This is a genomic window from Corynebacterium sp. 5QC2CO (assembly GCF_024580435.1).
Taxonomy (GTDB): domain Bacteria; phylum Actinomycetota; class Actinomycetes; order Mycobacteriales; family Mycobacteriaceae; genus Corynebacterium; species Corynebacterium jeikeium_D.
The window spans coordinates 61,388-82,014 of sequence record NZ_JANIKI010000001.1 but is presented as its reverse complement, the minus strand read 5'-3'; the positions used below and the strand labels follow the sequence as shown (position 1 = coordinate 82,014).

At 59.9% G+C, this 20,627-nt stretch carries 15 protein-coding genes and 2 tRNA genes; 3 read left to right on the top strand and 14 right to left on the bottom strand.

All coding sequences use genetic code 11. The features are described 5' to 3' along the window. Positions 1–73: 73 nt before the first annotated feature. The 9 genes from obgE to NQ014_RS00410 all read right to left on the bottom strand — a co-directional run bounded on the left by obgE (position 74) and on the right by NQ014_RS00410 (position 14,169). Positions 74–1,588, bottom strand: a complete 1,515-nt coding sequence (gene obgE / locus NQ014_RS00450) for a GTPase ObgE (protein ID WP_070429496.1) — start codon at positions 1,586–1,588, stop codon at positions 74–76. A gap of 257 nt (positions 1,589–1,845) precedes the next feature. After that, complete coding sequence (rpmA, locus tag NQ014_RS00445; RefSeq protein WP_016422312.1) at positions 1,846–2,103, bottom strand: 50S ribosomal protein L27; 258 nt, start codon at positions 2,101–2,103, stop codon at positions 1,846–1,848. Positions 2,104–2,143: 40 nt separating this feature from the next. Further along, complete coding sequence (rplU, locus tag NQ014_RS00440) at positions 2,144–2,452, bottom strand: 50S ribosomal protein L21 (RefSeq protein ID WP_005511541.1); 309 nt, start codon at positions 2,450–2,452, stop codon at positions 2,144–2,146. Between the two features lie 383 nt (positions 2,453–2,835). After that, entirely contained in the window at positions 2,836–6,909 is a 4,074-nt protein-coding gene (locus NQ014_RS00435) for a translation initiation factor IF-2 N-terminal domain-containing protein (RefSeq protein ID WP_257073020.1), read from the bottom strand. A gap of 572 nt (positions 6,910–7,481) precedes the next feature. After that, positions 7,482–7,892, bottom strand: coding sequence for a nucleoside-diphosphate kinase (ndk, locus tag NQ014_RS00430; protein WP_038629458.1), 411 nt, complete (start codon positions 7,890–7,892; stop codon positions 7,482–7,484). A gap of 99 nt (positions 7,893–7,991) precedes the next feature. Then, positions 7,992–8,507 (bottom strand): DUF4233 domain-containing protein, encoded by a 516-nt coding sequence (locus tag NQ014_RS00425; RefSeq protein ID WP_257073017.1) that lies wholly within the window; start codon positions 8,505–8,507, stop codon positions 7,992–7,994. Continuing rightward, entirely contained in the window at positions 8,504–10,009 is a 1,506-nt protein-coding gene (locus NQ014_RS00420) for a folylpolyglutamate synthase/dihydrofolate synthase family protein (RefSeq protein ID WP_187402728.1), read from the bottom strand. Before NQ014_RS00420 ends, NQ014_RS00425 begins: the two co-directional genes overlap by 4 nt. Positions 10,010–10,236: 227 nt before the next feature. Next, on the bottom strand, positions 10,237–12,972 hold the full coding sequence (locus NQ014_RS00415) for a valine--tRNA ligase (RefSeq protein ID WP_257073015.1): 2,736 nt from the start codon (positions 12,970–12,972) through the stop codon (positions 10,237–10,239). 213 nt (positions 12,973–13,185) lie between these two features. Then, on the bottom strand, positions 13,186–14,169 hold the full coding sequence (locus NQ014_RS00410; RefSeq protein WP_257073013.1) for a malate dehydrogenase: 984 nt from the start codon (positions 14,167–14,169) through the stop codon (positions 13,186–13,188). Positions 14,170–14,399: 230 nt separating this feature from the next. On the opposite strand from NQ014_RS00410, the gene NQ014_RS00405 reads away from it, so the two are divergent. Then, entirely contained in the window at positions 14,400–15,185 is a 786-nt protein-coding gene (locus NQ014_RS00405) for a TetR/AcrR family transcriptional regulator (protein WP_048735139.1), read from the top strand. 62 nt (positions 15,186–15,247) lie between these two features. Here NQ014_RS00405 and clpX read toward each other — a convergent pair whose 3' ends face one another. From clpX to NQ014_RS00380, 5 genes are all read right to left on the bottom strand, one after another. After that, on the bottom strand, positions 15,248–16,510 hold the full coding sequence (clpX, locus tag NQ014_RS00400; protein WP_257073010.1) for an ATP-dependent Clp protease ATP-binding subunit ClpX: 1,263 nt from the start codon (positions 16,508–16,510) through the stop codon (positions 15,248–15,250). A 173-nt stretch (positions 16,511–16,683) separates the two neighbouring features. Further along, a complete protein-coding gene (locus NQ014_RS00395; RefSeq protein ID WP_369707172.1) occupies positions 16,684–17,307 on the bottom strand; it encodes an ATP-dependent Clp protease proteolytic subunit in 624 nt (207 codons plus the stop codon). 46 nt (positions 17,308–17,353) lie between these two features. Next, positions 17,354–17,926, bottom strand: coding sequence for an ATP-dependent Clp protease proteolytic subunit (locus NQ014_RS00390; RefSeq protein WP_016422302.1), 573 nt, complete (start codon positions 17,924–17,926; stop codon positions 17,354–17,356). Positions 17,927–18,066: 140 nt separating this feature from the next. Beyond that, a complete protein-coding gene (gene tig / locus NQ014_RS00385; protein ID WP_257073003.1) occupies positions 18,067–19,530 on the bottom strand; it encodes a trigger factor in 1,464 nt (487 codons plus the stop codon). Continuing rightward, positions 19,503–19,579: transfer RNA gene (locus NQ014_RS00380), tRNA-Pro, on the bottom strand. Before NQ014_RS00380 ends, tig begins: the two co-directional genes overlap by 28 nt. A gap of 564 nt (positions 19,580–20,143) precedes the next feature. Between NQ014_RS00380 and NQ014_RS00375 the strand changes: the two genes are divergently transcribed. Then, positions 20,144–20,218, top strand: a tRNA-Gly gene (locus tag NQ014_RS00375). A 186-nt stretch (positions 20,219–20,404) separates the two neighbouring features. Next, the gene (locus NQ014_RS00370) at positions 20,405–20,617 is read left to right on the top strand and encodes a hypothetical protein (RefSeq protein WP_048735147.1); all 213 of its coding nucleotides are present in this window, start codon (positions 20,405–20,407) and stop codon (positions 20,615–20,617) included. The last annotated feature ends 10 nt before the right edge of the window (positions 20,618–20,627 follow it).

The window sequence follows — 20,627 nt, the reverse complement described above, 5'->3', positions numbered from 1 at the left end:
ATAATTGTTTAAACAATCAATGGCAAAATGCAAGTTTGAAGTCTTCGCTTGCCGACGACGCTGTCGCCCGCGACTATGAGTACCGGTCGCGAATAGCCTCTTCGCCATCTCCGAAATCGTACTCGTCAATCAGACCACGGCGGGCCTGCGATGCACGCTTACGCTGCTCGGCGCTAGTGCGCTCGTTGACGTAGAGACGATCGTCGGTACCACGGCCACTCGGCACGAAGTCATCGGTGCCCGCGACCTGCTGCGGGTACCACTCGAAGGTGAGATAGGAAATCGTAACCGGGCAGCCAACCGTTGCCCCAGCCTTTGCCAGGGCATCTTCGACACCAAGCTTGGCCAGGCGGTCAGCCAAGTAGCCGACTGCCTCGTCGTTTTCGAAGTCCGTCTGGTTAATCCAGCGCTCCGGCTTACGGCCACGCACAATGAACCCATCTGGGGTATTCGGATCGCGCTCGATAGTGAAGTCCGCGCCTTCGCGCTTCTTGCCACGCACACCTTCCGGACGGATAACTGCACGGGGCTCCTGCTCTGTTGGCAACGGATGCGCCTTGCGATAGGCGGCAATCTGATCCTTCAGACCGTAGGTCAGCTCCTTGAGCCCCTCGTGCGTCACCGTAGAGATCTCATAAATCGGCCAGCCGAACTTCTCCAGCTCCTCGCGCTGCATGTCAATCATCTCGCGAGCATCGGGCAGGTCAATCTTGTTCAGCACGATGACGCGCGGACGCTCTGCGAGATCCCCAAGCCCCACGTCGGCCTTCAGCACCGACTGGTAGTTGGCGAGTTCCGTCTCCAACGCCTTGATGTCAGAGACCGGATCGCGGTCGCCCTCCAGAGCAGCAGCGTCAACCACATGCACGAGCACAGCGCAGCGCTCAATGTGACGCAGGAAATCCAACCCAAGACCACGGCCTTCAGAAGCCCCCGGGATAAGACCCGGCACATCTGCGATGGTGAAGGACTCGTAGCCAACGTTGACTACACCCAGGTTCGGCTGCAGCGTGGTAAATGGATAGTCACCAATCTTCGGCTTAGCAGCGCTCAAGGTGCTAACCAGCGAGGACTTTCCGGCTGACGGGAAGCCCACCAGTCCAACGTCTGCCATGGATTTGAGCTCCAAGACAAGATCCTTGGCCTCACCCGGCTCACCGAGAAGAGCAAAGCCCGGCGCACGGCGGTTCTTGTTCGCCAGCGCTGCGTTACCCAAGCCACCGTAACCGCCTTCAGCAGCGATGAAGCGGGCCCCCTTACCGGTCATGTCCGCCAGCACTTCCCCATCCTCGGTCATCACAACCGTGCCCTCCGGCACTCCGAGAACCAAATCCTCACCACGAGCACCATTGCGGTGATCACCCGCGCCGGGCTTACCGTTGGCAGCCTTGATGTGGGGATGGAAGTGGAAGTCCATCAGAGTGTGAATCTGCGGGTCGACGACCAGCACAATGTCGCCACCGTGGCCACCGTTGCCGCCATCGGGACCGCCGAGTGGCTTGAACTTTTCACGCAGCACCGAGTTACAGCCGTGACCACCGTCGCCGGCCTGCAAATGCAGTACGACACGATCTACAAAACGAGACATAAAATCACACACACTTCCGAGCGGAGAGCCATCTTCTAGTGCCTGGAGTAATGCCCTAATTTAAGCGAGCCGACGGGCAGAAGTCTAGGCGGTAACAAAACGCTGCCTCGCAACCTAAAAGCGCGAAACAGTACATAAACAACAAAAGAGCCGATTACCTTTCGCAGTGGGAAAGGAATCGGCTCTTCTGCAAGGCAGTTAAACCTGCCTCAAATTCGACGTTGCAGTAATCCTATGTGGACAACCGAGGGTTGTTCTTAGGAGTTATTCTCAACGATGCTGACAATGCGGCGGTTACGGCGGGTACCGAACTCGACTGCGCCTGCCTTCAGAGCGAAGAGAGTGTCGTCGCCGCCACGGCCAACGTTCTCACCCGGGTGGAACGAGGTACCGCGCTGACGAACGAGAATCTCGCCTGCCTTAACCTGCTGGCCGCCGAAGCGCTTCACGCCGAGGCGCTTAGCTTCGGAGTCGCGGCCGTTGCTGGTGCTGGATGCACCCTTCTTAGTAGCCATGATTTTCTCCTAGGGAAAAGCTAATTGGAATTTCGGCGGTTTACTTGGAGACGCCGGTAATCTTCAGAACAGTGAGCGGCTGACGGTGGCCGTAGCGGCGCTTGTAGCCAGTCTTGTTCTTGTAGTGCATGCCGCGGATCTTCGGGCCCTTAGCGGCCTCGACGATCTCTGCGTTAACGGTAACGTTGGCAAGCTTGTCGGCATCCGCAATGACATCTGCGCCATCGACGAGCAGAACCGGGGTGAGAGCCACGGACGAACCCGGCTCACCCTCGATCTTCTCGACCTTGACGAGGTCACCTTCGGCAACCTTGTACTGCTTGCCGCCGGTCTTGACGATCGCGTACATAGGAGGGCTACCCCTTTATCTGAGAAACTCGACTCAAGGAATCTTTGTAATTCCTTGACTGGACAATGGAATTGCGATTAGTTGCGTGTGCAGAACACTTCAGGGACATACCCGAAAGCCAAATCCGAGTAGATTTCCCCGCTCTGGCCGTTTCCTTACCACCAGCGCCTCAAGCACCAGTGGGCATGACCAGATACGCCTACTAATCAGCGACTGGTCAAGAGTAGCGAAAAATCCCCCTAAATTACAAACTGCCCGAGTAAGACCCTGTCCCCCATCGGTTTTCACGGTCTTCTCGGGCAGTTTCCGGAGCCACTTTCCACTCCCCGCTTTAGGGAACAGAAAACAGCCTCCTATCTGGCCTTATTCCAGATTTCCGCTACCTAGTTCTGACCACTTCGGCGCACCGCACGACGCACGCGGCGACGACGATTGGCCGGTTTCGTCTCCGGCGCCGCAGCACCGCGATTAGCCTGCTTCTGCTCTGGCTTAGTAGCGCGGTTTGAAGCGCCCTGTCGCTGCTTCGGCGCAGTCGCTTCGGCATCGCTTTGCGACGAGACCCTGCGCACCGCCCGACGGCGATTACGGCGAGCTCCCGTGCCCTCGACCGCTACCACTTCAACCCGCGACTTGCCCGAGCGACGGCCACCGCCACTGCGGTTGCTGTCATCGCGGTTGTCTTTCGCACGATCTCCGCCCTTGCTGCCTTCAGCGTCCGCCTTTGGCTTAGTGGACTCGAAGTCCTCGCGACGCGGTGCGCGATCCGAGCGAGAGTTACCGCGCGTCGGACGACGACGGCGTGGAGAACGCTCGAACGCCTCCTTGGCCTCCTCATAGGTCTGGGACTCCGCGGCCGCAGCCTTACCGGTCTTGTTAGCGTTGCCGCCCTTGCCATCCCTGGCTGGCTCCCTCACATCTGTGGTGGAAGCTGCCTGAGACTCAGCCTGAGGCGCAGTGGTTTCATCCACAGCAGTACGACGCACAGCGCGACGACGGCGACGTCGAGCGCTAGCGCTGCTGGAGCGTTCAGCCTCGCCACGGCCTCCACCGGAGCCACCGTTATCGGTGCGCTCGGCACGCTCAGCACGGGTCGGGCGCTCCGAACGCTTGCGACGATCACCATATTCTTCGTCGCGGTCATCAGCGTCGCGTGCAGCCGAATCAACGGCAACATACTCCGCTACCCGGCGACGCGTAGCCCGACGGCGGCGGCGCTGCCCCTCCTGCGGCATGTAACGGTCATCCGACGGCTCCTCTGGGTCCTTCTCACGGGCTTCCGCAACAGCTGCGGCAGCCAGAGCAGCCAGGTCATTGGAGTTCTCCGATTGCTCATCACGCTCGCGGCGCTCCTGATGGCCATTGCAGTCCTGTCGCTGCTCTTCGTTTCGGCCCTGGCTCTTACGAACCCGGCGACGACGCGGTGGCCTCGGCTCATCGTTCCCAGAAGAGACGATGACAGCTTCGACAGCAGCTGCGACACGCTTGTCAGCTGCGTCCTTATCGCGCTGGTTGGTCTCCGAGTCGTCGTCAAGCGTTGCCTTGGAAGAGCCTGCCTGGTCGCCCTGATCGCGGTGCATGGCCAGCGCGGCCGGGTGGTTGGCCGGATTGCGCTCCGAGCGCGACTTGTTGCGGCGCTTGGACTTACCCTGCTCTTCGTTGCGACGACCGTTCTTGTGACCACGGCCCTGATTGTCCTGCTCGACCGGGTCGATGTGGATAATCAGACCACGGCCATTACAGCAGCTACACGGCGTGGAGAAGGTCTCCAGCAGGCCTGTGCCCAGACGCTTGCGCGTCATCTGAACGAGGCCGAGCGAGGTCACCTCGGAGACCTCGTGACGCGAGCGGTCGCGGCCGAGCGCCTCCTTCAGACGGCGCAGCACCAAATCTTGGTTTTCCGGCAGCACCATGTCGATGAAGTCGACGACGATCATGCCGCCCAGATCGCGCAGACGCATCTGGCGGACGATTTCCTCAGCGGCCTCCAGGTTGTTGCGAGTGACCGTCTCTTCCAGGTTTCCGCCAGCGCCGGTGAACTTACCGGTGTTGACGTCGATGACCGTCATGGCCTCGGTGCGGTCGATGACCAGCGTGCCGCCCGAAGGCAGCCAGACCTTGCGGTCGAGTGCCTTGGCCAGCTGCTCATCGATACGGAAGTGCTCGAAGACATCGGCGCCGCCGTGCTCCTTGGCGAAGTAGCGCTGCAGTCGCGGCTCCAGCTCCGGTGCCAGGTCGCCGATGTAGTCCGTCACTGTGTTCCACGGGCGATCGCCCTCAACGACGAGACGCGAGAAGTCCTCGTTGAAGACGTCGCGGACAACCTTGACCAGCATGTCCGGCTCTTCGTACAGCGCGATTGGCTTTGCTCCACGCTTCGCCTTCGCTGCCTCGGAGGCTTCCCAGATCTCCTGCCACTGCGACTCCAGGCGCTTAATGTCGGCCTCGATGGCCTCCTTGGACACACCCTCGGCGGCGGTACGGATAATCGTGCCCGAGCCCTCCGGCGTAACCTCGCTCAGAATCGACTTCAGGCGCTTGCGCTCCGGCTCCGGCAGCTTGCGGGAAATACCCGCGCTCCGGCCGCCCGGCACGTACACCAGGAATCGACCAGCCATCGAAATGTGGGTGGTCAGACGCGCACCCTTGTGACCAATCGGGTCCTTGGACACCTGGACCAGAATCTGGTCGCCGGCCTTCAGCGCATGTTCAATCTTGCGCGAACGCGACTTCGTGTCCAGCAGCTTCCAGTTCAGGTCACCTACGTAAATGACACCGTTGCGGTCGGTTCCGATATCGATGAACGCCGCTTCCATGCTGGGCAGGACGTTCTGCACGCGACCGAGGTAGATATTGCCGATCTGCGTGGTCTGCGTGTCAGAGGTAACGAAGTGCTCGACCAACAGGTCATCTTCCAGCACACCCACCTCAGTGACAATGCCCGCGTGGTCATGGCGCTTGCGCTCCCGCACCACCATCGTGCGCTCCACCGACTCACGACGAGCCAGGAATTCCGCCTCCGAGATTACGTGGCGCTTGCGCGATTCCTCACGACGCTCGATACGGCGACGGCGCTGCGCCTCCAGGCGAGTCGATCCCTTAATCGCCTGCGGCTCCTCGACCTCTTCGCGGGTTTCCTCTTCCTCGCGCTCTGTGTTTTCGGTGGTCTTCTCCGCCTGTTGCGCGTCATCATTACGACGCCCACGTCCACGACGGCGACGACGCGGGCGCGGTTGACGCTCCGTTTCGCTTGACGACGAGCCGTCCTGCCCCTCCCCCGCGTTGTCATCGGTGCCCTGGTTGGAGGCACCGCTGTCAGCTGAAGCTGCATCCTCGGTGGCCGAATCCTTGGCCGAGGCCGGAACAGCCTGCGGAGCCAGGAAGATAGGCGCAAACGCGGTCTGCTCTTCCGCAACCGGCGGCTCCGGAACTACCGGCGGCTCGATGTCCTGCAGCGCTTCGCTCTGAGTTGCCTGCGTATCCTGCGGCTCTTGCGTTTTCTGCGGCTCTTGCGCTTCCTGAATTTCCTCTGCTGCTGGAGCGCTGGTCGTGCGGACCGCACGGCGAACTCGGCGACCACGACGTGTGGTCACTGCAGCGCTCTTTGCAGCAGGTGCTTCGGCGGATGCTTCCTCAGCGGAGGTTTTCTCAGCGGTCTCGGCTACGGTGTCGGCAGCCTTCTTATCGGAAGCATTCTTGTCTGCAGCCTTCTTCGACGACGACTGAACGACAGCCTCAACAGCTTCCTCGACGACCGAGTTCGAGTCCTTCTGCTCGTCCTTCGCAGCGGTTTCTTCCGGAGCGCCAGCGGTCTTCTTCACAGCCCGCTTACGCGTTGCTCGCTTCTTAGTCGTGCTCTTCTTCTCTGCGCTCTGCTTCTCTTCAGCCTGCTTCTCTGCGCTCTGCTTTGCCGAGGATTTTCTAGCCGAGGCCTTCTTGGTGTCCTTCTTCTCGGTCACTTCCTCGGCAGGCGCTGCGTCCGACTCCGCTTCGCTCTTGGCTGCCTTCTGGTCGGTCTTTTTTTCTGCCTTCGGCGCAGCCTTCTTTGTGGCCTTCTTCGCAGCCGACTTCTTGCTGCTCTTCTTCGCAGCTGGCTTCTTCTCGGACTTAGCTGCGGTTTGCTCGTCCGACTTCTCATCCGCCGCGTTCGGCTTACCTGCCGACTGTTTTTCCTTCGCGGCTGGCTTTTCGCCGGTTGGCTTGGTCGCAGCGGATCCGTCGTCAAGCGAGGCATCCTCTGGATGATCACCGATGAAATTCAGCACTGCGTCGAGCTGATTTTGATTAATGGTGGACGCAGCGGACTTTACGACGATCCCCGCGTGCCCCAGTGCTTCGATGGTTTCCTTCGAGGTCAACCCCAAGCTCTTGGCCAGGTGGTGGACTCGGGTTTTCAGAGCCGCTGACTCACGATCAAATTCGCGTGCCTTAGCGACAACATCCTGGCTGAAATTTGCCACTGTATTTGTTTCTCCTTGACACCCCACCACGCAAAACCCGACAACAGGAAGCACACTCTTTGTCATTCCATGTGCGCCTACATCCGTTGTGGCCTTGGAAACCAGGCGGAGCAACGATGTTGCGACAGCCACTTCATTTGCGCCAAATGCGCAGATAGAGGGCCGAAAACGATGAACAATTATGAAAGTCTTATTGGCAGGCCTACCGGCTGACTCGGGGATTCAGCGATCACATACGGAATATCTCATCCACCGGAGCGAACTCCCGGGCACTACTGCTGCTGTCCATTGTCGCACATATCGAGCAGGTGGCGCGCACCGACATTGGTGGCGGCGGGCCAATCCGAGTTACTGACTGCGTTTATGACAAAAATGGCCTGAAAAATTGCCGGAAAGTGTCATAAACTCGCACAGTTTCACATTTGCAGCCCGTGCCCGCATTCACGCGTGCAGCCCGCTGAAGGGCCGCCCCACGGTCGTCGACAAGCAAAAAAGCGCCGAACCGGCAAACAATTGCTTGCTCAGTTCGGCGCCAGTTCAACGCTCACGGGTCAATGCTGAACCGTCAACGTTTAGAGGTTCGGGAACCAAATACCAATCTCGCGCTCAGCGGACTCCGGAGAATCGGAACCGTGAACAACGTTGTTAGCAACCTCAAGTGCGAAGTCACCGCGGATGGAGCCCGGGGTTGCGGCCTCAACCGGGTTGGTGCCGCCAGCGAGCTGACGCCAAGCAGCGATTGCGTTCGGGCCCTCGATAACACCAGCGACCAGCGGTGCAGAGGTGATGAAATCAACCAGCTCACCAAAGAACGGCTTATCGACGTGCTCTGCGTAGTGCTCCTTCGCAGTTGCCTCGTCAGCAACACGGAGGTCAAGCGCGACCAGCTTCAGGCCCTTGCGCTCGATGCGGGAGATAACTTCGCCGACCAGACCGCGGGAAACGCCGTCCGGCTTGATCAGAATAAGAGTACGTTCAGTCATGGTGAGCATCATACTATGACAAACCCCGCTACACCGGAGTGGTGGTGCAGCGGGGTGAAATGTGCAGCGTAACCCAGCGCAACTACGAGCGCGGGAGACTTACGAGTGCTGGGTGGTCAACAGACCGCGCTCCATACGCTGGATGAGGTTCTTCCGCAGGTGCAGAATGTAGGCCCACACCAGGGCGAAGAAGATACCTACCACGCCCATAGACACGTGCGTGAAGATAGCCAGCACACCAAAGACCTGCAGCACAATGTTGGCTTTCAGGGCCCAGGGCTGCTTCTGCAGGAAAGCCATCGCAATCAGAGCCAGGCCCAGGATGGTGATGTACGTAACCGAAAAGGTCTGGTTAATCTGGCCGTCGGGAATGCGCGTGACCACAGTCAGACCAAGCAGCACCGAGATAGCCTGCATAATCAGCGTGCCGGACATAACACCGCGCAAACCCTTCAGCGGGTCCTTAGCCGGATCGTGTCCCACACCGAGCGGGCCATACTTGCCGCCTTCACTCAGGTCACGGCCCTCGCGGTAGGCGCGCAGGGCCTCGCGGTCGGCAGCGGTGTAATCCTCCGCGCTATTGCCCTGTGGCTGGCTCGCCTGAGATTCGCTCATTGCGGGTCCTTTCCAAATAGTGTCCGGGCTTCGCCCGCGGTGACAACAGATCCAGTGACGATCACACCGGAACCAGAGACAATACCGTCTCCGGTATCGGTTTCCTCAGCCAGCGCGACAGCTAACTCAACGGCGGACGGCAGAGTTGGCACGCGATGCACGCGCTCCTCGCCGAAAATCTCCTCCGCAAGGTCAGCCAGGTCGTCGTAGTGCAGCGCACGCGGCGAGGTGTTCTGGGTAATAACCACTTCTTCGAAGTACGGCTCCAGCTCCACCAGCAGCCCACGAGCATCCTTCTCCCCCAACACCGACAGCACACCGATGACACGGCGGAAGTCGAACTCAGCGGAGAGGGCCGTGCGTAGCGCACGGGCACCGTGAGGATTGTGGGCGGCATCGATAAACACCGTCGGGGTCGAACGCACGCGCTCGAGGCGGCCGGGCGATGCGACCGTCGCAAAGCCTTCGCGAACCGCATCAATGTTGAGCGGACGCCCCGGGCCTGCGCCGAAGAACGCCTCCACCGCGGCCAGTGCTGTGGCTGCGTTACGCGCCTGATGCGGACCGTGCAGCGGCAGATGGATGTCGTCATACTCGCCGGCCAGGCCCTTGAGCGTCAGGTTCTGCCCACCGACCGCCAGCTGATGGCTGACGACACCGTACTCGACCCCAGCACGGGCGACGGAGGCGTCCATTTCCACGGCACGGCGCAAAACGACGTCCATTGCTTCCGGTTCCTGCTCGCCGACAATGGCGACATTGTCCGGTGGCGTGAGCAAGTCGTCCTTATTCCACCGCGACTTGATGATGCCAGCCTTCTCAGCAGCGATTTCAGCCAGGGTATCGCCGAGGTACTCCGTGTGATCGAGACCGATTGGGCAGATGACTGCCACGTCGGCCTCCACCACGTTGGTCGCATCCCATGTGCCGCCCATGCCAACTTCCACCACGGCGACATCGACAGGAGCGTCGGCGAAGGCAGCGTAGGCCATGGCCGTGAGGACCTCGAACTTACTCATCTGCGGGCCGCCCTTTTCGGCGGACTTGGCGTCAACCATTTCCACGTAGGGCTGAATCTCGCGCCAGATGCGCACGTAATCGCGTGGATGGATGGGCTGGCCATCGATGGCGATGCGCTCGGTAACCAGCTGCAAATGCGGGCTGGTAGTGCGTCCGGTGCGACGGCCGAGAGCGCGCACCAGCGACTCAATCATGCGCACAGTGGAAGTCTTGCCATTCGTGCCGGCAACGTGAATGACCGGAGTGGCACGCTCGGGATGGCCAAGGATGTCCATCAGCATCTCGATCCGCTCGAGCGACGGGTCAATTTTGGTCTCCGGCCAGCGTTGATCCAGCTCGGCTTCCACCTCTGCAAGCTCGCGCAGCTCCTCTGCGGTGGCCTCCAGCGGAGCCGGCTCGTTGACTGGGCGATCCACATCGACGGGCAGGCTCAGGCCTTCCTCGGACACGGAGACCTCACCGAGGCGCATGTCATCGGGCATGCGGTCATCGGCCATCACACCGGCGATTTCGCGAGGTTCGAGGTCCTCGACAATCTGAGAGTCAGCCGGATCGAATTCGAACTCAGGCGCTGCGGAGGACTCTTCGAGTGCCGCAGCTTCCTCCTGCATCGCAGACTCTTCCTGCGTCACCGAATCGTCCTCGCCGCCAAGATTCAAACGAATCTCGCCTGCGGCCTCATCACGTGGTTCAGCATCCCGTGGATCGGTCATGCCTGCGGAAGTCCCTCCAAACGAGCCTTAATACGGTCAATCTCCTCCAGTGCGAACTGGTGGCGAGTCTTAATCTTCTCCACGACCTGCTCCGGAGCCTTGGACAGGAAGGCCTCGTTGCCGAGCTTCTTCTCGGTGCCGGCCAGTTCCTTCTCCGCCTTGGCCAGGTCCTTTTCCAGGCGCTTGCGTTCAGCGGCCACGTCGACAGTGCCGGAGGTATCCAGCTCGATCAGGACCGTGGCCTGAGACAGGCGCACCTCAATGGAAGCGGTAGCGGTGAATCCATCCTCCGGTGCCTCAGCACGAGCCAGCGAACGAATCATCTCTTCCTGAGCAGTCAGATCAGCATCCGCCAGGTTCATGCGTGCCGGCACGCGCTGCGACGGCTTCACACCCTGGTCGTTGCGGAAACGACGCAGCTCGGTGACCAACTTCTGGGCATCGGCAATACGACGTGCGGCAACCTCGTCAACAGCAGCGCCATCGGTGGTCATGGTGGCATCCGGCCAGGCGGAAATAACCAGAGAGTCCTCGAAGCCCTCCGCGCCGTCGGTAAGCGCCTTCCACAGCGTCTCCGTGACGAACGGCATGGACGGGTGCAGCAGACGCAGCAGCGTATCCAGCACGCGGCCTAGAACCAGACGAGTGGAGGCGGCGCGGGCGGCCTGCTCCTCGGTCATGGTCTCGCCGTCATTCAGGCGTGGGAAGTCGACCTTGGTCATCTCCAGGTACCAGTCACAGACCTCGTCCCATGCGAAGTGGTAGAGGGCCTCGTTGGCCTTGGAGAACTCGTACTTATCCAGCGCAGAGTCGACTTCGGCGCGGACCTGTTCCAGGCGGTCCAAAATCCAGCGGTCGGTGTCGGTGAGCTGGTCACGGTCCGGCAGCTCGCCCACGTGGGCACCGTTCATCAGCGCAAAGCGGGTGGCGTTGAACAGCTTGGTAGCGAAGTTACGGGAGCTCTGTGCGGCGTCGTTACCGACCGGCAGGTCAGAGCCCGGGTTAGCGCCACGAGCCAGCGTGAAGCGAAGTGCGTCCGCACCGTAGTCACGCACCCAGTCCAGCGGGTCAATGCCGTTGCCGAGAGACTTCGACATCTTGCGGCCCTGCTCATCGCGGACCAGACCGTGCAGGAAGACATCCTTGAACGGCACCTGCGGACGACCGTCGCGGCCCTTACCCAGCGGTGAATCAGGCAAGGTGGCAGCAAAGGTCGAGAACATCATCATGCGCGCGACCCAGAAGAACAGAATGTCGTAGCCGGTGACCAGAACGGATGTCGGGTAGAACTTCTCCAGCTCTGGGGTGGCGTCCGGCCAACCCATCGTGGAAAACGGCCACAGCGCAGAGGAGAACCAGGTATCCAGCACATCCGGATCCTGCGTCCAGCCGTCACCCGTCGGGACCTCATCATCCGGGCCGACACAGACGACCTCGCCATTCGGGCCGTACCAGATCGGGATGCGGTGGCCCCACCACAGCTGGCGGGAGATACACCAGTCGTGCATGTCATCGACCCAGTCGAACCAGCGCGGCTCCTGCGAAGCCGGGTGAATAACCGTGTCGCCCTCGCGAACAGCATCGCCGGACATCTTGGCCAGCTCGTCGACCTTAACGAACCACTGCAAGCTCAGCAGCGGCTCAATCGGCTCACCCGAGCGTTCCGAGTGACCGACCGAGTGAACGTACGGGCGGGCCTCCTTGACGATGCGCCCCTGCTCACGCAGCGCCTCCGTCAGCGCAGTACGGGCTTCAGCGCGATCCATGCCGTCGAAACGCGTGCCAGTGTTGAAGATACGGCCAGTGGTGTCGATGACCTCCGGCATATCCAGGTCGTGGCGCTGGCCCATGGCGAAGTCATTCGGATCGTGCGCCGGCGTGATCTTCACCGCGCCTGTACCGAACTCGCGGTCCACGTAGTCATCGGCGATGACCTGAATCTTCAGGTCCTCGCGGAACGGGTGGTCCAGAACCTTGCCCACCAGGTGCGTGTAGCGCTCATCCTCCGGGTGCACGGCAATTGCCACGTCACCCAGCATCGTCTCCACACGAGTCGTCGCCACAACAATGGAGTCTTCCCCATCGCCGTAGCGGAAGGACACGAGCTCGCCTTCAGCGTCCTCGTACTTGACCTCAATATCCGAGATTGCAGTCTGCAGCACTGGCGACCAGTTGACCATGCGCTTGGCGCGGTAAATAAGACCGCGGTCAAACAGTTCCTTAAAAATCGTCTGAACCGCACGGGACAGCCCCTCGTCCAGAGTGAAGCGCTCACGAGACCAATCCAGGGAGTCACCAATCTGGCGCATCTGGTTGCCGATACGTCCGCCGTAATCGTGCTTCCACTCCCAGACCTTCTCCACGAATTCCTCGCGGCCATAATCGAAGCGGTCCTTACCTTCGGACTCCTTCAGCATCGCCTCGACCTTGGTCTGCGTTGCGATACCCGCGTGGTCCATACCCGGCAGCCACAGCACCTCGTAGCCCTGCATGCGCTTACGGCGCACCAGCGCATCCATCAAAGTGTGGTCCAGTGCGTGGCCCATGTGCAGCTGACCCGTCACGTTCGGCGGGGGCAGCACAATAGAGTAAGCCGGCTTGGAGCTAGACGGATCAGCCTTGAAATAACCGGCGTCTACCCAGCCCTGGTACAGGTCCGACTCCACGTCAGCCGGGTTCCACGACTTGGGCAACTTTTCTGCTCTGTTTAGGTCCACGTTGTTCTCAGTCACGCGTCACATCTTAGCGCCTTGCCCGGATTTGGTTTTCCAGGGGCTTTACGACGGCCCTTGCGCCCCACCCATATCTGCTATCAGCGACTTATGCACCGCCGAATTCAAGCCTTATTCTCGCTCCGAGCCAAACCGCGATTACCGCGCAAAATAAAAGCGCTCTCTTGTGAAATCATCACAAGAGAGCGCCTCTAGGCGGCCGTTGAACAGCTCTTAGACCAGCAGGTCCTTAACAGCCTCGCGCTCTTCGCGCAGTGCCTTGACGTTGCGCTCGATGCCAGCGCGCTGAACCTCGGAGAGATCCAGGCCCTCAACGCGAACCCACTCGCCGTCCTTGGCGTAGCACGGAACACCAGCGACCAGGCCCTCGTCGATGCCGTAGGAGCCATCGGACGGAAGGGCGACAGAGACCCACTCGCCCTCTGGGGTACCGGTGACCCAGTCACGCATGTGGTCAACCGCGGCGGCGGCAGCGGAAGCTGCGGAGGAAGAACCGCGGACCTCGATGATTTCTGCGCCACGCTTCGCGACACGCGGAATGAAGTCCTGCTCGACCCATGCAGCGTCCACCTTGTCGGAGACCTTCTCGCCTGCAATGGTGGCGTAGGTGATGTCCGGGAACTGGTCTGCGGAGTGGTTACCCCAGACAATCATGTTCTTGATCTCAGTGGTCGGAACACCAATCTTTTCCGACAGCTGAGACAGGGAACGGTTGTGGTCCAGGCGCATCATGGCGGTGAAGCGCTCTGCCGGGATGTCCTTAGCGTGGGACGCAGCAATCATGGTGTTGGTGTTGGCCGGGTTGCCAACAACCAGGACCTTGATGTCGTCTGCTGCATGATCGTTCAGTGCGGCACCCTGCGGGCCGAAGATCTTGCCGTTGGCGCCCAGCAGTGCGGAGCGCTCCTCGCCCTTGCCGCGCGGCTTTGCACCGACCAGGAAGGCGGCGTTAGCACCGTCGAATGCCTTGGCCGGATCATCGGTGATGTTGATGCCAGTCAGAAGCGGGAAGGCGGAGTCAAACAGCTCCATGGCGACGCCTTCGGTGGCGTGCAGCGCCGGAGCGATCTCCAGCAGGTTCAACTCAACCGGGGTCTCAGGGCCGAAAACCGAACCGCTGGCAATGCGGAAGAGCAGGGAGTAAGCGATCTGTCCGGCGGCGCCGGTAACTGCAACCTTTACGGGAGTCTTGTTCACTTCAGGCCTTTCTCGAGAGAGAATCAATTCGCTGCCCACTCTAATGCGACTACAGAATTGGCGCAGACGGGGGCGACGGGCTCAGGCCAATTCTGAAAAACGGATAGCATTAGGCATGACTTACGGTCATGTACTCATTTCACTAGAAAGAAGTCCGCGACCGAGCAATTTCACCCCCGTTAGATAGCCAAAACCCCGTAGTCGCCCTCTAGTCCAAGCAAAGGATTTTCATGAAGTCTCCAGGCTCCTCTGATGCAATCCCCCATGCAGTCTTGGTGGCAGCACTTCAAGAATTCACCGCAAAGGGGTATGCAGATGCCCGTTTGGATGCCATTGCTGCCGCCTCTGGTGTCTCCAAGCGCATGCTTCACTACCACTGTGGTGACAAGATGGGACTCTACAGGGCGACGTGGGTACATGTGCTGGAGACCGTAAGGCCTGACGACGACGCCCTGCGTCCACACTCCAATGTGCCGGTGGAAGCCCTGCAGCATGTAGTCGGCGTTATCTACGACTATTTCTCGGCGAACCCGCTCGCCGTGCGGTTCATCATCCAGGAAAACCTACACCCAGTCCTGCCGCTTGAAGGCGTGACTGGGCTTGGTGGTCAGAGCCCAATTGTTTTGGAGTTTGACCGCATCTTGTTGCTCGGCCGCGATTACGGTGCATTCCGCACTGACATTTCCGCACTTGATCTTTATATTCTCGTGCTCTCACTGGCCACCTTCCCCACCCTGCACCAACGGACTTTTGAAAACCTCTACGGCATTGAAATGCAGTCGACGGTGCTGTCGGACAAGCTGCGTGAGTTCGCACAGGACACCGTGACCAGCCTGTTGACATCCTCGCCTCGCAACGAACCGGGAAGCTCGTACACTTCCTTGCTGGCCTCCCATGGCGCGAACTCGTCCGCGCTTGGCGCAGAGGTCTATGGCGATCAGCCCAACCCAGAGACTCAGGACTTGGCTGCTGATGATGCCCCGGATTACCGCGACATCTACGGCATGGACGACTAGGGCTCCACACAGACATCAAAACCCGGTTAGAGCAGGCGCTCTAACCGGGTTTTCAGCTACCTTTACGCAGTCTTCTTGTCCGCGCTGCGTTCAACGAGTTCTGGCGCTGCACCGTCCGTGATGCATTCCTTGTGAACGATGACCTCCGCAACGTCGTCACGCTCTGGTACGTCGAACATCACGGGAACCAAGATTTCTTCCATGATGCCGCGCAGACCACGGGCGCCGGTATTGCGGCTAATCGCCTTGGCAGCAATGGCGCGCAGTGCCTCGTCGTCGAGGGTGAGGCGCACACCATCCATGTCGAACAGGTGCTGGTATTGGCGGACCAGGGAGTTCTTGGGCTCGGTGAGTACGCGAACCAGCGCGTCCTCATCGAGGTTGGTGACCGATGCGATGACGGGCAGGCGACCAATGAACTCAGGGATCAGGCCGAATCGAACGAGGTCCTCCGGCAGGACGTCGCGGAATGGATCCTTCATATCCGCGTCGTTAGCCGAGGTGACATCTGCGCCGAAGCCCAGCCCCTTCTTACCGACACGCTCCTGCACGACCTTCTCCAGACCGGCAAACGCACCGGCGACGATGAACAGGACATTGGAGGTGTCGAACTGAATGAACTCCTGGTTTGGCAGCTTGCGCCCACCCTGCGGGGGCACGGCGGCTACGGTTCCCTCGAGAATCTTCAGCAGCGCCTGCTGCACACCTTCACCGGAGACATCGCGAGTGATAGAGGTGTTTTCAGACTTACGCGAGATCTTGTCAATCTCATCGACGTAAATGATGCCGCGCTGCGCCTTCTCGACGTCGAAATCAGTAGCCTGCAGCAACTTCAGCAGGATGTTCTCCACATCTTCACCGACATAGCCGGCCTCGGTCAGGCTGGTGGCGTCAGCGATTGCGAACGGCACATCCAGCTTGCGAGCCAGCGTCTGTGCCAGGTAGGTCTTGCCACAGCCTGTCGGCCCCAGCAAGAGAATGTTCGACTTCTGTAGCTCGACGTCGTTGTCCGACTTGGTCTCTGCAGCACGAAGGCGCTTGTAGTGGTTGTAGACCGCGACGGCTAGGGTGCGCTTTGCCATGTCCTGGCCGATGACGTACTCATCGAGGAAGTCGCGAATTTCCATCGGACGCGGCAGGCGGTCGTCGTTGCCAGTTGCCTCGCCGCCGGTGTTGAGCTCCTCTTCAATAATCTCGTTGCAGAGCTCGATGCACTCATTACAGATGTACACACCAGGTCCGGCAATCAGCTTTTTGACCTGCTTCTGACTCTTTCCACAGAAAGAGCACTTCAGCAAATCCGCACTTTCTTGCATACGCGCCATGAGGCTCCCGCCGCCGCCTTTCCGCTTCGTTGCCAATAACTGCTTCAGACCAGCCTACCGTGAGTGTGCGCAAATACCGGCTTCCACGCCAGGGGCGAGGCGAATTTCACGCGATCTCGCCCGGTGCTTTACGACGGCCAGTGCGCAGCACTCCAAAGAGACCATGTCCCCATTTAGGCGTTGTGCTTGCGGTACTCGAAGACCTGGTCGATGATGCCGTACTCGACGGCCTCTTCAGCGGTCAGGATCTTGTCACGGTCGGTGTCCTTGCGGATCTGCTCTGCAGTGCGACCGGAGTGGCGAGCCAACGTCTCCTCCATCAGCTTGCGCATGCGCTCGATTTCGTTCGCCTGAATCTCCAGGTCGGAAACCTGGCCCTGGATTCCCTGGGTAGCCGGCTGATGAATGAGAACGCGCGCATTCGGCAGAGCTGCACGCTTACCCGGTGCACCCGCAGCGAGCAGCACGGCTGCCGCGGAGGCAGCCTGGCCCAGGCACACGGTCTGCACGTCGGGACGCACGTACTGCATCGTGTCGTAGATGGCCATCAGCGAGGTGAAGGAGCCGCCTGGGGAATTGATGTACATCGTGATGTCACGATCCGGGTCCAGGCCCTCAAGCACCAGCAACTGCGCCATGATGTCGTTAGCGGCGGTGTCATCGACCTGGGAGCCGAGGAAGATAATGCGCTCTTCGAAGAGCTTGTTGTATGGGTTGGATTCCTTAGCACCAAAGCTGGAGTGCTCCACGAAAGAAGGAAGCACGTAGCGCGACTGCGGCATCTGCATATTGTTCATCTCCATGTTGATTAAATCGCCTCTAATTATTCGCTACTGTCCGCTTTTAGCGTGCGGTGTCCTTGAGAGCGGTCACGACGTGGTCAACCAGGCCGTATTCCTTAGCCTCAGCTGCGGTAAACCAGCGGTCGCGGTCCGAGTCTTCCTCAATGCGCTCGACCGGCTGACCGGTGTGCTGCGCAATCAGACGAGCCATCTCCTTCTTGGTGGCAGCGAACTGCTCAGCCTGAATGGTGATGTCGGATGCGGTACCGCCAATACCTGCAGATGGCTGGTGCATCATAATGCGGGCGTGCGGCAGTGCGTAACGCTTGCCCTTAGCACCTGCGGCGAGCAGGAACTGACCCATGGAAGCTGCCAAGCCCATGCCGTAGGTAGCCACGTCGCACGGAACAAACTGCATGGTGTCGTAAATGGCCATGCCGGCGGTGACGGAGCCACCCGGGGAGTTAATGTACAGCGAGATATCCGCCTCCGGGTCCTCAGCTGCCAGGAGCAGCATCTGACCGCAGAGCTTGTTGGCAATCTCGTCGTCGACCTGCTCACCCAGCCAAATAATGCGCTCCTTGAGCAGCTTGTCGAAAACTGTGTTCGTCGACATCTGGGCGTTATCGCTCATCTGTGTACTCCTTCTTCGTACGTGTGCGAGTTTGTCGTTCACTAGAGGGTAACGAAAAGGGCCGTCCCTTTGTTTCAGGAACGGCCCTTGTTCGCTATAAGCGTTGCAGCATAAGGAATGCGTCGCGCTAACGGCGGGGCTTACTCAGCCGAGTTGTCCTCAGCCTTGTCGGACTCAGCCTTCTCAGCCTCAGCTTCGACCTCACCGAAGTACTCGTTCAGATCGATTTCGTTGCCCTCAGTGTCCTTGGCGGAAGCCTTCAGGATCGAGGTGGCCAGAGCCTTGCCGCGGCGAACGTCTGCGAACAGGTTGCCGAGCTGGCCGGACTGCTGAATCTGCTGGATGAACTGGTTCGGGTCCATGCCGTAGGACTGAGCAGTGAACAGGATGTGGTCGGTGAGCTCCTGCTGGGAAACATCCGGCTGGATCTCTTCAGCCAGTGTGTCCAGGAACAGCTGGGTGCGGACAGCTTCCTCAGCGGACTTCTTGGAGTCCTCGTCGAACTGCTCGCGGGTGGTGCCCTGAGCCTCCAGCATGGAGTTCAGAACCTTCTCGTCGCCGCCGAACTGACCCAGCAGCTGCTGCAGCTGGCCCTCGACCTGCTCCTTGACAACACCCTCCGGCAGAGCGATGGTGGTCTGCTCCATAGCGGCAGCCAGGACCTTGTCGCGAACCTGCTGAGCCTGCTCGCCCTTCTTGGTGTTCTCGACCTGGCGGGCCAGGTCTTCCTTCAGCTCGTCGATGGTGTCGAACTCGGAAGCCATCTGAGCGAAGTCGTCGTCAGCTTCCGGCAGCTCGCGGACCTTGACGGACTGAACGGTAACGGTGACCTGAGCGTCCTCGCCCTCGTGCTCGCCAGCAACCAGCTTGGTGGTGAACTCCTTGGACTCGCCCTGGGACAGGCCGACAACAGCCTCGTCCAGGCCGTCAATCAGGTCGTCGGAGCCAACCTGGTAGGACAGGCCCTCGGTGGAAGCCTCTTCCAGCTCTTCGCCGTCGATGGTGGCGGACAGGTCGATGGAGACGAAGTCGTCCTTCTCGACTGCGCGCTCGACGCCGGTCAGGGTGCCGAAGCGAGCGAGCAGATTCTGCAGCTCAGCCTCAACAGCTTCCTCGTCGGCGACCAGTGGGTCAACCTCAACTGCGATGTCCTCGAACTTCGGCAGCTCGATCTCCGGGCGGACGTCAACCTCAGCGGTGAACTCAACGAGCTCGCCATCTTCCAGCTTGGTGATGTCAACCTCAGGCTGACCGATAACCTTCAGGTCCTCCTCGCGAACGACCTCGTCGTAGCGGGACGGAACCATATCGTTGAGCACCTGCTCCAGAATTGGGCCGCGGCCGAAGCGGGCCTCAATCAGCTTTGCCGGTGCCTTGCCCTTACGGAAGCCTGGAATCTGGACCTGCTGAGCCAGTGCCTTGTAGGCGTTGTCGAACTCTGGCTTCAGCTCATCAAACGGGACCTCGACGGTAATCTTCACTCGGGTCTCATTGAGCTTCTCAACGGAAGACTTCACTGGTGCACTCTCCTGCAACTCGATGATTAATTCATAGACCACGGGAGTGCCCGTGATACTGGTCGGGGTAGCGGGATTTGAACCCACGGCCTTCCGCTCCCAAAGCGGACGCGCTACCAAGCTGCGCCATACCCCGTATGCGTCATTCGAAACCTAGCAGAAACCCCTTTGGAGCATCTGCACCGGGGCCCTCATAGTCGCGAAATCGCGTTTCCACAACGGACCCGTATAGATTTACCTGACGATTAATGAAATCACAAAACCACGCGTTCAACCAGGCTAATGCTCTGTCTGAAAAACGCTTTACGACGCCATCGAGAGCCAACCTGCCAACTACTACTGGTTTCATGAAATCCATGCATATCACAGGGCGTTTGCATCACCTCGGCACTGCTTTTGGCGGCCTCGTTTACTGCAAACACTCCATTCGTCGGCCGACCCTCCAAAGAAGCCGCCTAAAACGACTGCCCCTTTGTTGAGTCGTGTGACAGTGTAATCAACGGCTATACGCCTGTTTCATATACCCCATATTGCTTTAGTTTCATTTTCTGTTTTTCCCGGCCACAGCCACTTTTCTTTAAATCCTTCGAGAAAAACCTGGCATCGATTTTTGTATGTGCGCTTTAACGAGTTAATATGCCTTGTACCAAGACACGGTCTGGTTGAGGCGAGTGCGCATCTAAACCGGATTTCTGTCTATGGGGATGTCGTATAGTGGCTAATACCTCAGCCTTCCAAGCTGAAGACGCGGGTTCGATTCCCGTCATCCCCTCCATGTGAAAGCACCCTCCGGCCAGCGTCGGAGGGTGTTCTTCTTTTTGACGGGATCCGTCCCGAAATCCGTCACAGGCATGTCACGACCGCGTGCGCGCGTCACGGTTTCATACAGCGTCGGTAACAAGTCGGTGGCACTGTCATGTCGGGTCTTTTGCCGTCGTCACGCACAACTAGTCCCGGCGGCATGAATCCTCGCATCATCGACAAGGACACCGGCGTCGAGCTGTGGACCGTCGCCGAATGCGCGGAGTTCACCGGTACCGCGCGCGGCACGTTCACCAGCTATGCGGGCCGTGGCAAAGCGCCGGTGCCGGCGGCGAAGCTCCACGGGCTGAACCCGCGGAACTCCGACGACGTGCGCGAGTGGCAGAAAGGCCACGAGGCGAAGGGCAAGTAGCCGGCCCAAT